Origin of the sequence: Streptomyces sp. NPDC058240, assembly GCF_042882135.1 — a bacterium.
Taxonomy (GTDB): domain Bacteria; phylum Actinomycetota; class Actinomycetes; order Streptomycetales; family Streptomycetaceae; genus Streptomyces.
On the sequence record NZ_JBHVWT010000016.1, the window covers coordinates 1 to 15,378 of the forward strand.

Annotated in this window: 7 protein-coding genes; 5 read left to right on the forward strand and 2 right to left on the reverse strand. The window is 73.0% G+C overall.

The features are described 5' to 3' along the window. Window positions 1–303: 303 nt before the first annotated feature. Both ACFVX4_RS23795 and ACFVX4_RS23800 read right to left on the reverse strand, forming a co-directional pair. Complete coding sequence (locus ACFVX4_RS23795) at window positions 304–1,908, reverse strand: alpha/beta hydrolase (RefSeq protein ID WP_389980609.1); 1,605 nt, start codon at window positions 1,906–1,908, stop codon at window positions 304–306. Between the two features lie 118 nt (window positions 1,909–2,026). Then, on the reverse strand, window positions 2,027–4,897 hold the full coding sequence (locus ACFVX4_RS23800; RefSeq protein WP_389980611.1) for a lysylphosphatidylglycerol synthase domain-containing protein: 2,871 nt from the start codon (window positions 4,895–4,897) through the stop codon (window positions 2,027–2,029). A 221-nt stretch (window positions 4,898–5,118) separates the two neighbouring features. Here ACFVX4_RS23800 and ACFVX4_RS23805 point away from each other — a divergent pair, with 221 nt between their 5' ends. From ACFVX4_RS23805 to nudC, 5 genes are all read left to right on the forward strand, one after another. Beyond that, window positions 5,119–5,538 (forward strand): MGMT family protein, encoded by a 420-nt coding sequence (locus ACFVX4_RS23805; protein ID WP_389980613.1) that lies wholly within the window; start codon window positions 5,119–5,121, stop codon window positions 5,536–5,538. Between the two features lie 341 nt (window positions 5,539–5,879). Then, a complete protein-coding gene (locus ACFVX4_RS23810; protein ID WP_389980615.1) occupies window positions 5,880–9,305 on the forward strand; it encodes an ATP-dependent helicase in 3,426 nt (1,141 codons plus the stop codon). 62 nt (window positions 9,306–9,367) lie between these two features. Beyond that, window positions 9,368–12,847, forward strand: a complete 3,480-nt coding sequence (locus ACFVX4_RS23815) for a UvrD-helicase domain-containing protein (protein WP_389980617.1) — start codon at window positions 9,368–9,370, stop codon at window positions 12,845–12,847. Between the two features lie 82 nt (window positions 12,848–12,929). Then, window positions 12,930–14,324 carry a dipeptidase gene (locus ACFVX4_RS23820; protein WP_389980619.1) on the forward strand — a complete coding sequence of 465 codons (1,395 nt, stop codon included), beginning with the start codon at window positions 12,930–12,932 and terminating at the stop codon, window positions 14,322–14,324. A gap of 44 nt (window positions 14,325–14,368) precedes the next feature. Continuing rightward, window positions 14,369–15,316: an NAD(+) diphosphatase gene (nudC, locus tag ACFVX4_RS23825; RefSeq protein ID WP_266729841.1), complete on the forward strand. Its 948-nt coding sequence runs from the start codon at window positions 14,369–14,371 to the stop codon at window positions 15,314–15,316. Window positions 15,317–15,378: the final 62 nt, after the last annotated feature.

The window sequence follows — 15,378 nt, forward strand, 5'->3', positions numbered from 1 at the left end:
GCCCCGAGCTGAGCGGCCACGTCCTTGTTCGAGGCACCCTGGGCGCAGGCCAGGATAATCCGACACCGCAGGGCCCACGCCTGCGGTGTCGAACGACGCCGCACCCATCCCTCGAGAGCGGCCCGCTCCTCGTCCGACAACGTCAACTCAGCCTTCGGCCGCCCCGTCCGTGCCATAAGGCAAGCCTACACATCTGAACAGAATTCCTGACTCAGAAGACTAGGCCCTGTCGTCGAACTGCCGTTTGCCGTGCGGCGTCTGGCACGCACGGCCAGGCCCCGGGGGTCCGCCGGGGACACGCCGCTACTTGCAGACGGTTCCGGCCGCCGGAACCTTGCCCTCCAGCAGGTAGCCGCCCACGGCCTTCTGCACGCAGGCGTTGCCGCTGTTGTACGCGCCGTGCCCCTGGCCCTTGTACGTCATCTCCATGCCGACGCCCTTGCCCAGCGCGTCCGCCATCGCCTTCGCGCCCCCGTACGGCGTCGCCGGGTCGCCGGTGTTGCCGACGACGAGGATGGGGGCCGCGCCCGGGGCGCTGACGTCCGGGGTGGTCCAGGCGCCCGGCACCGGCCAGCCGGTGCAGGCCATCAGGGACCAGCCCAGGTAGTCGCCGAAGATCTTCGAGGCGGACCGGAACTCGGGGAGCTTGACCTCGGTCTGGTCCGCGGTGAACCGCTGCTTGGAGTCGGCGCAGTTGATGGCGGTGTTGGCGGCCATCGAGTTGTCGTACTGGCCGTTGTCGGAACGGCCGTTCAGCGAGTCGGCGAGGGCGAGGAGCAGCGCGCCGTTGCCGCCGTCGGCCTCGTCCAGTCCCTGTTCCAGCAGCGGCCAGGTCTGCTTGGAGTAGAGGGCGGCAGCGATGCCGGTGGTCGCCAGGGTCTGCGTCAGTTGACGCGAACCGAGCCCCTGGATCGGCTTCTTCTCCAGCTGGGCGAGAAGACCGGCGACCCCCTGCTCGACCTCCTTCGAGGTGGAACCGGGCAGCTTGCAGGCTTCGCCGCGGTCGACGCAGTCCTGGGTGAAGTTGTTCAGCGCGAGCTGGAAGCCCTTGGCCTGGCCGAGCGAGGACTGCTCGGAGTCCAGCGTCGGGTCGACCACCGCGTCCAGTACCGACCTGCCGACGTTCTTCGGGAACAAGTGGGCGTAGACGCCGCCCAGTTGGGTGCCGTACGAGATGCCGAAGTAGTACAGCTTCTTGTCGCCGAGCACCTGCCGCATCAGATCCATGTCACGGGCGGCGTCGGTGGTGCCGACGTACGGGAGCTGCCTGCCGGAGTTCTTCTCGCAGGACTGCGCGAACGCCTTGGTGTTCTTGACGAAGGCGTTCACCTCCGCGCTGGTGTCCGGGGTGCTGTCGGTCTCGAAGCGGGCGTCGAGCTGCTTGTCGGTCTCGCACTCCACACCGTCGCTGCGGCCCACGCCGCGCGGGTCGAAGCTGACCAGGTCGTAGCGGGCGCGGAGCTTGTCGTAGTCGGTGCCGAAGGCGGGCAGGGTGGCGACACCGGAGGCGCCGGGGCCGCCGAAGTTGAAGATGAGGGAGCCGATCCGCTTGTCCTGGTTCTTGGCCCTGGCCCGGATCAGCGCCAGCTGGACCGTCTCGCCCTTGGGCTTCGCGTAGTCGAGCGGCGCCCGCATGAACGAACACTCCCAGGGGGTGCCGCCGGGCAGCGGGGACGGCGCCTTTCCGCTGCCCTGCGCCGGGGACGGGGCGGGGCAGGGCTGCCACGTCAGTTTCTGGGAAGCGAGGTCGCCGGAGCCGCTCGCCTCGGCGGCGTTCGCCGCGAGCGGTGAGCCCTGCGGCCCGTCCGGGTCGTCCTTGTTGCCGCTCTCCGAGCAGGCGGTGATGGGCAGGAGCACGGTGACGGCGGCGGCCAGGGCGGCGGCGCGCAGGGCAGGGGAGGTCCTCATGGCCCCATGGTGCGGCGGGAAGCCGGTCGCTGCACGGGGCACCGGTCCAAGCGGGTGGCGGGCGGCCCCGCCGTCGCCCGACTGGCCTTGAGGGTCCCGCCCGGTGGCTGAGGGGGCGTCAGAGCTCGCCCTTGCGGGTCAGATGGTTGAAACAGAGCCAGCCGGGAAGCACCGGCAGCCACAGCGTCAGCAGGCGGTACAGCAGCACGGCGGGTGCCGCGACCTCCTTCGGCAGGCCGACCGCGATCAGACCCAGCGTCAGCGCGCCCTCGACCGCGCCCATCCCGCCCGGGGTGGGCGCCGCCGACCCCAGCGCGTTGCCGGCGAGGAAGACCACCGCGATGCTGGCATAGCTGAGATGCGGTACGTCCGGACCGCTGAACGCCCGCACCGAGGCGTCCAGGCACATCACGAACAGACCGGTCAGCAGCAGCATTCCGCCGATGCCGGTCAGCAGCTTCTGCGGCCGCTGCACCACGTCGAGCATGCGCGGTACGACTCCGGCGAACAGCGACCGCACCCGCGTCACCACGAACTTCCGCAGGAACGGGACCGCCGTCACCACCAGCACCAGCACGGCGACCGTCAGCAGTCCGGCAATGACCGTCCTGGACGGGGTGAGCGAGGACGGGGTCTTCTCCGTACCGGTCAGATAGCCGAAGGCCGCCAGCAGCAGGATGTGGCAGCCGAGACCGAACAGCTGCGAGGCGCCGACGCTCGCCACGGCGAGCCCCGGGCGTACCCCGGCCCGCTGCAGGAAGCGGGTGTTCAGCGCCACACCGCCGACGGCGGCCGGGGCGACGATCTTCACGAAGGACCCGGCGACCTGCGCCAGCACCGTCTTGCCGAACGACACCCGCTCCGGCACGAAGCCCAGCAGACTCATCGCCGCCGCCACGTAGCTGAGGGCGGAGAAGGCGACCGCGGCCGCCACCCAGCCCCATTCCGCCTGCTCGACGACCGCGCCGAAGTCGGCCTGGGTGACCTGCGAGATGAGGAAGTACGCGGCGATCGCACCGGCGATGCAGCTGAGCAGGGTGCGGGCCTTGATGCGTTCGAGACGCACCGGTTCGACCGGTGCCTGCGGCCGGATCAGCAGCACCTGCTGCCGCATCTGGGAGAGCAGATCCTCCTCGCGGGCCCCGTCGAGGGCGTCGTCCAGGGCGCGTTTCTCGGCCTGCTTCTGGTTGCGGAGCGCCTTGCGGTCTGCCTTGCGGCCTGTCCTGTGGTCGGTGACCGCGCCGGTGGCGGCCGTCCCCTCCGGTGCCTCGGACTGCGTCCCGTGTTCGTGCGTCCTGGCCCGCTTGGCCGCGTCCGACGCCTCCAGCACCGCCTCGCGCTCCCGCTGCGAGCGCTCCCGGGCGAGCCGGCGCAGGGCCGCCCGGGTGGAGCGGCTCAGCGCGATGGGCTGGAGCAGCGGCAGGCAGTCCGCGACGGCGTCGGGACCGAGCACCTCCAGCGCCCCGGCCACGGCCCGCTCGGCGCCCACCCGCAGACCCGTCGTGGTCAGCAGCTGGGCGACATCCATCCGCAGGACCAGATCACCGGCCGCGATCTCGCCGCCGCGCAGATCGGTGACGAACACCTTGCCGGAACGATCGACCAGGATGGCGTCGCCGGTGAGCCTGCGGTGCGCGATCCGGCGCGACTGGAGCGCCTTCACCTGACGCCAGGCGCCGTGCAGCAACTCGTCGGTGATCTCCGAGTCCTCCAGCGCGTCCAGGGAACGGCCGCCGATGTGCTCGTACACCAGCATCACGGCGTCGGGTCCGAGCTCGGACGTGGCGATCAGCTTGGGCGCGTTGGCTCCGGCGGCGATCGCCGCGTAGGCGAGCAGCGCCTCCTGCTCCAGGGCCTGGCGCAGCGACTGGATGGAGCGGCGCTGGGTGATGCCGCGCAGGGTGAGCCTGCGCCACACCCGGTAGAAGAAGCCCTGGGCCTGCTGCTCGCGGTCGACGACCGTGACATCGAGCGGTGGCCCGTCCTCCAGGGAGACCAGATAGCGGCGCCCCCGGTCGCTCTGGTCGCCCGAGTCGGGGGCGTCGTCGGCGCGCATCGCGCTGACCGGGCGGAAGCCGACGTGGCGCAGACCGGCCATCAGATGCTGACCGGTCGGCCGTACGTTCGGCGAGCCGACCGCGTACAGCGTGCCGTACGCGACGGTCCAGCCGATCAGCACGGTGAGAATGATCGAGAACGGGGTCGTGTAGCCGCCGACCAGCATGGCGAACGCGTCGAGCAGCAGCACCACCCACAGCACGACCCGCCAGCGCGGCCGTCTCGCCATGCCGACCGCCGTCATATAGGCGATCACCGGCGCGAGATAGCCGTGCACGGGATCGGTGAGCGCGTCACCGGGCTGCGGCTGGGTCAGGGCGTCCTGGATGGTGCCGGGGGCGGACTTGGCGACCCAGAGGTCGGCGGCGAGCGTGACGCCGTGGGCCAGTACGGCGGCGAGCACCCCGTCGGCGATCCGCAGCCCGTCGCGTTTGATCAGCCGCTCGATGGCGAAGGCGACCGGGACGAGCAGCACGGCGATGCTGGAGACCAGACCCGCCATCTTGATCAGGATGTCGGGCGCCTGGCCGGTGCCTTTGTTGATGTCCTGTTCGAGGCCGGTGGTCGTGCCGTGGGCGAACGCGGCGATCGAGAACAGGACGACGATCGCCAGGACCCCGATGAGGAGCCGCATGAGATCGGAGGGGCGGTGCACCCGGGCGGGGAGCAGTGGTTCGTCTCCCGAGACGCGCTCGGCCTGCTCCTCCGCGGCGGTCGAGAGCGTCGAGCCGACCGGATGTTCGGGGCGCTCTCCGCGCTCGGCAGCGGGTTCCACGGGCTCGGTACGGGACTTTCCGGGCTCGGCATCATCCGGCTTTCCGGGCTCGGTACGGGGCTTTCCGGGCTCGGCATCCGGCTTTCCGGCGGGCGTGCGGGACGCGTCCGGCTGCGGCTCGGCGTCAGGGGCGTCCGCCGCCTTCGGTGGCTGCACGCCCTGCTCCTTCGTCGCCTCTGATTGGTCTTCGTGTTCTCGTATCACCGGTCACCGCCCGCACGATGGTGGCACGGCCCGGCGACGCAGGGGCGCATCAGGGTGCACTGCACGGACATGGGAAGCGCAAGATACGCCCCTTCGCTTCTGCCCGCAGGCCCTGTGACCGGACGCACACTGACCGGGCCGGGATGTCGGTGGCGTACGGCAGGATGGGCCGGATGAGCCAACACCGCACGAGCGGCGACGGGACGAGTGACGACCGCGCGAGCCACGCACTGCCGGAGTACGCGGAGCGGGTGCTCGATGTCGCCGACCTGATCCCGCCCGGCCGCGTCATGACGTACGGCGATGTCGCCGAGTGGCTGGGCGAGGGCGGTCCGCGCCAGGTCGGCCGGGTCATGTCGCTGTACGGGGCCGCGGTGCCGTGGTGGCGCGTGGTGCGCGCCGACGGGGCGCTGCTCCCCGGCCACGAGCTGCGGGCACTGGACCACTACCGCGCGGAGGGCACCCCGCTGCGTGAGGCGTCGCGCGGCGCGGAGGGCCACCTGCCGCGCCTCGACATGAAGCGGGCACGGTGGGACGGCGTCACCGCGGACGGGGGCGCGGACCGGGACAGGGGCGGAGGTGCTCACATCTGACAGCTTCGGCCATCCGGCGGCACAGGGGGCGACACCGGGGCCGTACGACGTACCCGACTTCCGGGAAGTGATCCAGGGCTTACGAGAAGTGATCAAGGGTGCACGGAAAGTGATCCATGGTCGAGTCTATGGCCTGTGACGCGACAGGACCGTGGCCGCGCGGAGTGACGGAAAGCACGGCCGGCCGCAGGACCGGGCACGCAACGGCGCCCGCGCCCCGGAACGTGACGAGGCACGCAGCGCACTCGTCCCGGATCGAGCCCGCGCTGGCGTAGCTTCGTAAGTTCGCGGCGCGCACCGCACCCTCATCTTCAGTACACCCACCAGGACCGGCGATCCACGTGAGCTCCTCCTCCTTCACCCGGCACAGTCCGCACCGTCGAACACGGCAGCGGTCCGCGGGCGCGTACCGACTGGTGCGCACCCCGCCGGGCTCCGTGGACCCTCCTCTCCTGGACGCAGCGCAACGCGCGGTGGTTGATCACCCCGGCGGCCCGCTCCTGGTGCTCGCCGGACCCGGCACCGGCAAGACGACCACGCTCGTCGAGGCGGTCGCCGCACGCATCGCACGGGGCGGCGACCCGGCGCGCATCCTGGTGCTCACCTTCAGCCGCAAGGCCGCCGTGGAGCTGCGCGACCGGATGGCCGCCCGCCTCGGCGCCGCCCGCGGACCGCAGGCGACCACGTTCCACTCCTTCTGTTACGCACTGGTCCGCGCCCACCAGGACGCCGACCTCTTCGCCGAACCGATGCGGCTGCTCTCCGGACCGGAGCAGGACGTCACCGTCCGCGAGCTGCTCGCCGGCCAGCTCGAACTGGAGCGGGACGGCTTCGCGCACATCCGCTGGCCCGACGAGCTGCGGGCCTGTCTGACCACGCGTGGCTTCGCCGACGAGGTGCGAGCGGTGCTGGCCCGCAGCCGTGAGCTGGGCCTGGGGCCGGACGCGCTGGCCGCCTTCGCCCGCCGCACCGGGCGGCCCGACTGGGGCGCCGCCGCCGAGTTCCTCGCCGAGTACCTGGACGTGCTGGACGGGCAGGGGGTGCTCGACTACGCGGAGCTGGTGCACCGGGCCGTGCTGCTCGCGGAGCGCCCCGAGGTGTCGGCGCTGCTCGCGGGGGAGTACGACGCGGTGTTCGTGGACGAGTACCAGGACACGGACCCGGCGCAGGTCCGGCTGCTGCACGCGCTGGCCGGCAACCGGGGCAGCGCCCCGGGCGCCGGGGGCGGCCGGGACCTGATCGCCTTCGGCGACCCGGACCAGTCGATCTACGCGTTCCGGGGCGCCGATGTGAACGGCATCCTCGACTTCCCGGACACGTTCCGGCGGGCGGACGGCGCCCCGGCCCCGGTCGGCGTGCTCACCACCTCGCGGCGTTCCGCCGGACGGCTGCTGGACGCCACCCGGCTGCTCACCCGCCGGATGCCGCTGACCCGGCTGCCCTCGGCGAAGGTCCGCGCCCACCGGGAGCTCGCCGCGGTCCGCGAGGGCGGCAGCGTGGAGGCGTACACCTATCCGACCGCGTCCACCGAGCTCGACAACATCGCCGATCTGCTGCGCCGGGCCCATCTGGAGGACGGCGTCCCGTGGAACGAGATGGCGGTGCTCGTACGGGCCGGAGGCCGCACGATCCCCTCGCTGCGCCGGGCCCTGACATCGGCGGGCGTCCCCCTGGAGGTCGACGGGGACGACCTTCCCCTGCGTCACGAACCGGCGGTGGCCCCGCTCCTGACAGCCCTGCGTGCGGTCGCCACGGCGGCTCTGCGCCGGGGTGCGCCGGGCGCGGAGGAGGAAGAGGAGGCTTCGGAGTCGGAGGGTGCTTCGGCGACGGAGGGTGAAGGCGCGGAGTCGGAGGGTGCTTCGGCGGCGGAGGGCGACGGTGCGGAGGTGCCCTCCTGGCTGGACACCGAGACCGCCCTGGCCCTGCTCGCCTCCCCCCTCGGCTCCATGGACGCGGCCGACCTGCGCCGCCTCGGCCGGGCCCTGCGCGACGAGGAGCGGGCCGCCGGGAACCGCGTACCGGCGCCCTCCGGCGACCTGCTGGCCCGCGCGCTCGCCGAGCCCGAACGGCTCGTCACGCACGATCCGGCGTACGCCCGCGGCGCCCAGCGCCTCGGCGCGCTCCTGCGCAAGGCGCGCGAGCTGCTCGAAGGCGGCGGCACCGCGGAGGAGGCGCTGTGGGCGCTGTGGGCAGGCACCCCGTGGCCGGGCCGACTGGATCGCGCCGCTCTGCGCGGCGGCGCGGGCGGCCGCAACGCCGACCGCGACCTCGACGCCGTCTGCGCGCTCTTCGACACCGCGGCCCGCGCCGAGGAACGCACCGGCGGGCGCGGCGCGCTCAACTTCCTGGAGGAGGTCGACGCCCAGGACATCGCCGCCGACACCCTCTCCAGGCGCGCGGTGCGCCCCGACGCCGTACGGCTGATGACCGCGCACCGCTCCAAGGGCCTGGAGTGGCGCCTCGTCGTCGTCGCGGGTGTGCAGGAGGGGCTCTGGCCGGATCTGCGCCGCCGCGGTTCGCTGCTGGAGGCGGACCGGATCGGCCGCGACGGCCTGGCCGAACCGCTCACCCCCGGCGCCCTCCTCGCCGAGGAGCGCCGGCTCTTCTACGTCGCAGCGACCCGCGCCCGCGAACGGCTCGTCGTCACCGCGGTGAAGGCACCCGCCGACGACGGCGACCAGCCGTCCCGCTTCCTCACCGAGCTCGGCGTCGAACCGCGCGATGTCACCGGCCGGCCGCGCCGCCCGCTCGCCGTCGCCGCGCTCGTCGCCGAACTCCGCGCCACCACCGTCGACCCCGAGGCCTCCGACGCCCTGCGCGAGGAAGCCGCCCGCCGCCTCGCCCGGCTCGCCGCGCTCACCGACGACGAGGGCCAGCCGCTCGTACCCGCGGCCCATCCCTACCGCTGGTGGGGCCTGTACGAACCGACCCGCTCCGCCGTCCCGCTCCGCGACCGGGACCAGCCCGTGGCCCTCTCCGGCAGCGCGCTCGACCAGCTCGCCAACACCTGCGCGCTCCAGTGGTTCCTCGGCCGCGAGGTGAAGGCGGACGCCCCGGCGACGGCGGCCCAGGGCTTCGGCAACGTCGTCCACGTACTCGCCGACGAGGTGGCCTCCGGACGTACCCCCGCCGATCTCGCCGTCCTGATGGAGCGGCTGGACTCGGTCTGGGACGGCCTCGTCTTCGATGCCCCCTGGAAGTCCCGGCAGGAGAAGGAACAGGCGCGGGCCGCCCTCGAACGCTTCCTGCGCTGGCACGTCATGGACCGCACCGGCCGTACCCCCACCGCGAGCGAGCACGACTTCGACGTGACGCTGGAGGCGGGGGAGTACCAGGTGCGCATCCGGGGCTCCATGGACCGTGTCGAGCAGGATGCCGAGGGCCGGGCCTACGTCGTCGACTTCAAGACCGGCAAGCAGTCCCCGACCAGGGACGAGGTCGCCCGCCACCCCCAGCTCGCCGTGTACCAGCTGGCCGTCCGGGAAGGCGCGGTCGACGAGGTCTTCGACGGCCGCCGACCCGAGCCCGGCGGCGCCGAACTCGTACAGCTGCGCCAGCCCGCCGCCAAGAAGGAGGGCGGCGAAGCCCTCCCCAAGGTGCAGGCGCAGGAACCCCTCGCCGGTGAATGGGTCCCCGATCTGCTGGCCACCGCCGCAGGCCGGGTCCTGGACGAACGCTTCACTCCCACGACCGGCCAGCACTGCACGCACTGCGCCTTCCGGGCCTCGTGCAGCGCACAGCCGGAGGGCCGCCACATCCTGGAGTGAGCGGGGCGCCGGACATCCGCAGGCCCGGCACGTTGTCGGTGCGTCCGGTTAGCCTCTGTGGGGTGTCCTCACGTATCACCGATCCCGAGCAGCTCAAGGAGCTCCTCGGGATCCCGTTCACCCCGGAGCAGACGGCCTGCATCACCGCGCCGCCCGCCCCGCAGGTGATCGTGGCCGGAGCCGGGTCCGGGAAGACCACGGTGATGGCGGCGCGCGTGGTGTGGCTGGTGGGCACCGGCCAGGTCGCCCCCGAGCAGGTCCTCGGGCTCACCTTCACCAACAAGGCGGCCGGTGAGCTCGCCGAGCGCGTCCGCAAGGCCCTGATCGCGGCCGGGGTCACCGATCCGGACGCCATCGACCCGGACAACCCCCCGGGCGAGCCCAGTATCTCCACGTACCACGCGTTCGCCGGCCGGCTCCTCACCGAGCACGGGCTGCGCATCGGACTCGAACCCACCACGCGCCTCCTCGCCGACGCCACCCGCTACCAGCTCGCCGCCCGCGTGCTGCGCGAGGCCCCCGGCCCCTACCCGGCTCTGACCAGGTCGTTCCCCACCCTCGTCAGCGATCTGCTGGCCCTCGACGCCGAGCTCGCCGAACACCTCGTACGCCCCGAACAGCTCGCCGAGTACGACACCGGCCTGCTGAGCACGCTCGCATCGGCCCGGCTCAGCAACGCCGAGCTGCGCAGGATCCCCGAGACCGCCGAGGCCCGCCGCGAGCTGCTCCAGCTGACCCGGCGCTACCGCGACGCCAAGAAGAGCCGCGACCTCCTCGACTTCGGCGACCAGATCGCGCTCTCCGCCGAGCTGGCCCTCACCCGGCCCGAGGTCGGCACGATCCTGCGCGACGAATTCCGGGTCGTGCTGCTCGACGAGTACCAGGACACCTCCGTCGCCCAGCGCCTGCTGCTCTCCGCCCTCTTCGGCAGCGGCCCCGGGGGCACGACCGGGCACGCCGTCACCGCCGTCGGCGACCCCTGTCAGGCGATCTACGGCTGGCGCGGCGCGTCCGTCGCCAACCTCGACGACTTCCCGCTCCACTTCCCGCACGCCGACGGCACCCCCGCCACCCGCTTCTCCCTCAGCGAGAACCGCCGCAGCGGCGGCCGGCTCCTGCACCTCGCCAACGGCCTCGCCGCACCGCTGCGCGCCATGCACGAAGGCGTCGAGGCGCTGCGCCCCGCCCCCGGCGCCGAGCGCGACGGCATCGTCCGCTGTGCGCTGCTCCGTACCCACGCCGAGGAGATCGACTGGCTCGCCGACTCGATCGCCCATCTGGTGAGGACCGGCAAGGCACCCGGCGAGATCGCCGTCCTGTGCCGCACCGCGGGCGACTTCCCGGAGATCCAGGCCGCGCTGGTGGCCCGCGACATCCCGGTCGAGGTCGTCGGCCTGTCCGGGCTGCTGCACCTGCCCGAGGTCGCCGACCTCGTCGCGGTCTGCGAGGTCCTCCAGGACCCGGGCGCCAACGCCTCCCTGGTCCGGCTGCTCACCGGTCCCCGCTGGCGGATCGGCCCCCGCGACCTGGCCCTGCTCGGCCGCCGCGCCCGGCTCCTCGTCCACCGCGCGGCCCACGCCGACGACGACTTCGACCCCGACCGCCGTCTCGCCGAGGCCGTCGAGGGCATCGACCCGGCCGAGGTGATCTCGCTCGCCGACGCGCTGGACACCTTCCTCGAATCGGGCGGCGGGGAGGACGACGGACTTCCGTTCTCCACCGAGGCCCGCATCCGCTTCGCCCGCCTCGCCGCCGAGCTGCGCGACCTGCGCCGCTCGCTGGCCGACCCGCTGATGGACGTGCTGCACCGGGTCCTCGCCACCACCGGCCTGGAGGTCGAGCTCTCCGCGTCGCCGCAGGCCCTGGCCGCCCGCCGCCGCGAGACCCTCGCCAACTTCCTCGACGTCGCGGCCCGCTTCGCCGCCGTCGACGGCGATGCCACCCTCCTCGCCTTCCTCGGCTTCCTGCGCACCGCCGCCCAGTACGAGAAGGGCCTGGACAACGCCCTGCCCGGCGGCGAGAACACCGTCAAGGTCCTCACCGCCCACAAGTCCAAGGGCCTGGAGTGGGAGGTCGTCGTGGTGCCCGGCCTGGTCACCGGCCAATTCCCCAGCGGCCAGTCCCGCGACGCCTGGACCGCCCAGTCCAAGGTCCTCCCGCACGCCCTGCGCGGGGACCGGGCGACCCTCCCCGATGTCCACTCCTGGGACGCCAAGGGGCTCAAGGCGTTCAAGGAGGAGATGAAGGAGCACCAGCACACCGAGGAGCTCCGCCTGGGTTACGTCACCTTCACCAGACCCCGCACCCTGCTGCTCGGCTCCGGCCACTGGTGGGGACCGTCCCAGAAGAAACCGCGCGGCCCGTCCGGCTTCCTGCACGCGCTGTACGAGCACTGCGCGGCCGGGCACGGCGAGATCGAGGTCTGGGCCGACGAACCGGCCGAGGACGAGGAGAACCCGGCGCTCGACGGGACGGCCGCCGACCATGCCTGGCCGCTTCCGCTGGACGACACCGCGCTGACCCGCCGCCGGGCCGCCGCGGACACGGTGATGGCGCACCTGGAGGCCCTGGCCACGACGGGGGGCGCGCCGGACGCGTACGAGGCGCTGCCCGACGAGGCTCCGGAGCCGGGCGTCGGCGCTTACGACGACGCCCCGTTCCCGGACGACGAGGCGTACCTCGACGACGCCCCGTTCCCGGACGGGGCCCCGTACGCCGACGACGAGGCCGACGACTGGGACGCACTGTCGACGGAGCCCCCTCCCGCCCGCACCTCCGCACCCCCCGCCCCCACGCCGCACGTCCCCGCGGCCCGCACCCCCGAGCCCGCCGGGGCGCACCGGCTCACCCCCGAGGAAGCCCGCACCCTCGCCTCCTGGGACCGCGACCTCGACGCCCTCACCGGCGAACTGCGCCGCGCCCGCGCCACCGTGCGCGACGTCCTCGTACCCGCGTCGCTCTCCGCCACCCAGCTGCTGCGCCTCGCCGACGACCCCGACGGCTTCGCCCAGGAACTGGCCCGGCCCATGCCGCGGCCGCCGCAGCCGGCGGCCCGCCGGGGCACCCGCTTCCACGCCTGGGTGGAGTCCCGATTCGAGGAGCTGCCGCTGCCGATGCTCGGGCCCGACGAGCTGCCCGGCGGTGACGAGAACGACGCCGAGATCGCCGACGAGCGCGACCTCGCCGCGCTCAAGGAGGCCTTCGAGCGCACCCCGTACGCCCGCCGCACCCCGTACCGCGTCGAGACGCCGTTCCAGATCATCCTGGCCGGCCGGGTGATCCGGGGCCGCATCGACGCGGTGTACCGCACCGGGGACACGTACGAGATCGTCGACTGGAAGACCACCCGCACCAACACCGCCGACCCCCTCCAGCTCGCGGTCTACCGTCTGGCCTGGGCGGAACTGCACGATCTGCCGCTCACCGACGTCACCGCCACGTTCCTGTACGTGCGCAGCGGAGAGACCGTCCACCCCGCCCGCCTCCCGGGCCGGGCGGAACTGGAACGGATCCTGCTGGACGAGCCACCGCCCACGGGGTAGGGCCTTGTCCGGCGGATCACGGCCGCCCCCCGGCCACCGCGGGCGGGCGGACCCCATGGGGCGAGGCACTAGGCTCAAGGCCATGAGCGACACCCCGGACAGCGCCGTCCGTACGTACACCGAGCAGCACCGCACAGCCTTCCTGGACGACCTCGCCGCCTGGCTGCGCATCCCGTCCGTATCCGCCCAGCCGGAGCACGACGGGGACGTACGGCGCAGCGCCGAGTGGCTGTCCGCCAAACTCGGGGAGACCGGCTTCCCGGTCACCGAGATCTGGGAGACGCCCGGCGCCCCCGCGGTCTTCGCCCACTGGCCGTCCGACGACCCGGACGCCCCGACCGTCCTCGTCTACGGGCACCACGACGTGCAGCCCGCCGCCCGCGAGGACGGCTGGGACACCGACCCGTTCGAGCCGGTGATCCGCGACGGCCGGATGTACGGGCGGGGCGCCGCCGACGACAAGGGGCAGGTGTTCTTCCACACACTCGGCGTCCGCGCCCACCTCGCCACCACCGGCCGCACCGCCCCCGCCGTCAACCTCAAGCTCCTGATCGAGGGTGAGGAGGAGTCCGGCTCGCCGAACTTCCGCGCCCTGGTCGAGGAGCGGGCCGGCCGGCTCACCGCCGACGCCGTGATCGTTTCCGACACCGGCATGTGGGACGAGTCGATCCCCACGGTCTGCACCGGCATGCGCGGCCTGGCCGAGTGCGAGATCGAGCTGTACGGCCCCGAGCAGGACATCCACTCCGGTTCGTTCGGCGGCGCGGTCCCCAACCCGGCGACCGCCGTCGCCCGGCTCGTCGCCGCGCTGCACGACGCGGACGGCCGGGTCTCGATCCCCGGCTTCTACGACGGTGTGGCCGAACTCACCGACACCGAACGCGCGCTCTTCGCCGAGCTGCCCTTCGACGAGGCCACCTGGCTGCGCACCGCCAAGTCCCGCGCGGCATCGGGCGAGACCGGCTACTCCACGCTGGAACGCGTCTGGGCCCGCCCCACCGCCGAGGTCAACGGCATCGGCGGCGGCTACCAGGGCGCCGGCAGCAAGACGATCATCCCTTGCTCCGCCCTGGTGAAGATCAGCTTCCGGCTGGTCGCAGGCCAGGACCCGGACCGGATCCAGCAGGTGGTCCGGGCCTGGGCCGAGGAGCAGGTCCCGGCCGGTGTCGGGCACCGGATCACCTTCGCCCCCGCCACCCGCCCCTGTCTGACCCCGCTGGACCACCCCGCCCTGCAGGCCGTGGCCCGCGCCATGGGACGGGCCTTCGGCCAGAAGATCCTCTTCACCCGCGAAGGGGGCTCGGGACCCGCCGCCGACCTCCAGGACGTGCTCGGCGCACCCGTCCTCTTCCTGGGCATCTCCGTACCGTCCGACGGCTGGCACGCCCCCAACGAGAAGGTTGAGCTCGACCTTCTGCTCAAGGGCGTGGAGACGACCGCCCATCTCTGGGGCGAACTGGCCGCCGCACTCCGCTGAATCCTCTGAACACCCGATCCATCCCGGGGGAGTAGGAAGCACCTGTGAGCACCTTCGACAACGCCACCGCAGACCGGCCCATCGGTCTCACCGCGCCCAGCGGCATCGACCGCGCCGCGCACCACCGCCTCGACGAGGCATGGCTGTCCGCCGCGTGGAGCCACCCGACCACCCGCGTGTTCGTCGTCTCCGGCGGCCAGGTGCTGATCGACGACACCGCCGACGGCGGTACGGAGATCGTCATGACCCCGGCCTTCGAGGCCCCGGTCACCGAGACCCATCGCTACTTCCTCGGCACCGACGAGGACGGCGTCAGCTACTTCGCGCTCCAGAAGGACTCGCTGCCCGGCCGCATGGACCAGCCGGCCCGTCCGGCCGGCCTGCGCGAGGCCGGTCTGCTGCTCGGCCCGCGCGACGCGGGCCTGATGGTGCACGCGGTGGCCCTGGAGAACTGGCAGCGACTGCACCGCTTCTGCTCCCGCTGCGGCGAGCGCACGGTCATCGCGGCGGCCGGCCACATCCGCCGCTGCCCGGCCTGCGGCGCCGAGCACTACCCGCGTACCGACCCCGCGGTGATCATGCTCGTGACGGACGACCAGGACCGCGCCCTGCTGGGCCGCCAGGTCCACTGGCCCGAGGGCCGCTTCTCCACGCTCGCGGGCTTCGTCGAGCCGGGGGAGTCGATCGAGCAGTCCGTGGCGCGCGAGGTCTTCGAGGAGGCGGGGGTCACGGTCGGCGAGGTCGAGTACATCGCCAGCCAGCCCTGGCCGTTCCCGTCGAGCCTGATGCTCGGTTTCATGGCACGGGCCACCTCGTCCGAGATCAATGTGGACGGCGAGGAGATCGAGGAGGCCCGCTGGTTCTCCCGCGAGGACCTGAAGGCGGCCTTCGAATCGGGCGAGATCCTGCCCCCGTTCGGCATCTCGATCGCGGCGCGCCTGATCGAGCTCTGGTACGGCAAGCCGCTCCCGAAGCCGGGCAGCGTCGGCTGACGCCGGACCCGTACGCGGACGCCCCCTCCGGTGCCGGACCGGAGGGGGCGTCCACGTACTGC

Bases quoted from the DNA above. Each gene is read 5' to 3' on its own strand.
- ACFVX4_RS23805 (WP_389980613.1), top strand. From the start codon at position 5,119: ATGAGCCAACACCGCACGAGCGGCGACGGGACGAGTGACGACCGCGCG.
- ACFVX4_RS23820 (WP_389980619.1), top strand. From the start codon at position 12,930: ATGAGCGACACCCCGGACAGCGCCGTCCGTACGTACACCGAGCAGCAC.
- ACFVX4_RS23795 (WP_389980609.1), bottom strand. From the start codon at position 1,908: ATGAGGACCTCCCCTGCCCTGCGCGCCGCCGCCCTGGCCGCCGCCGTC.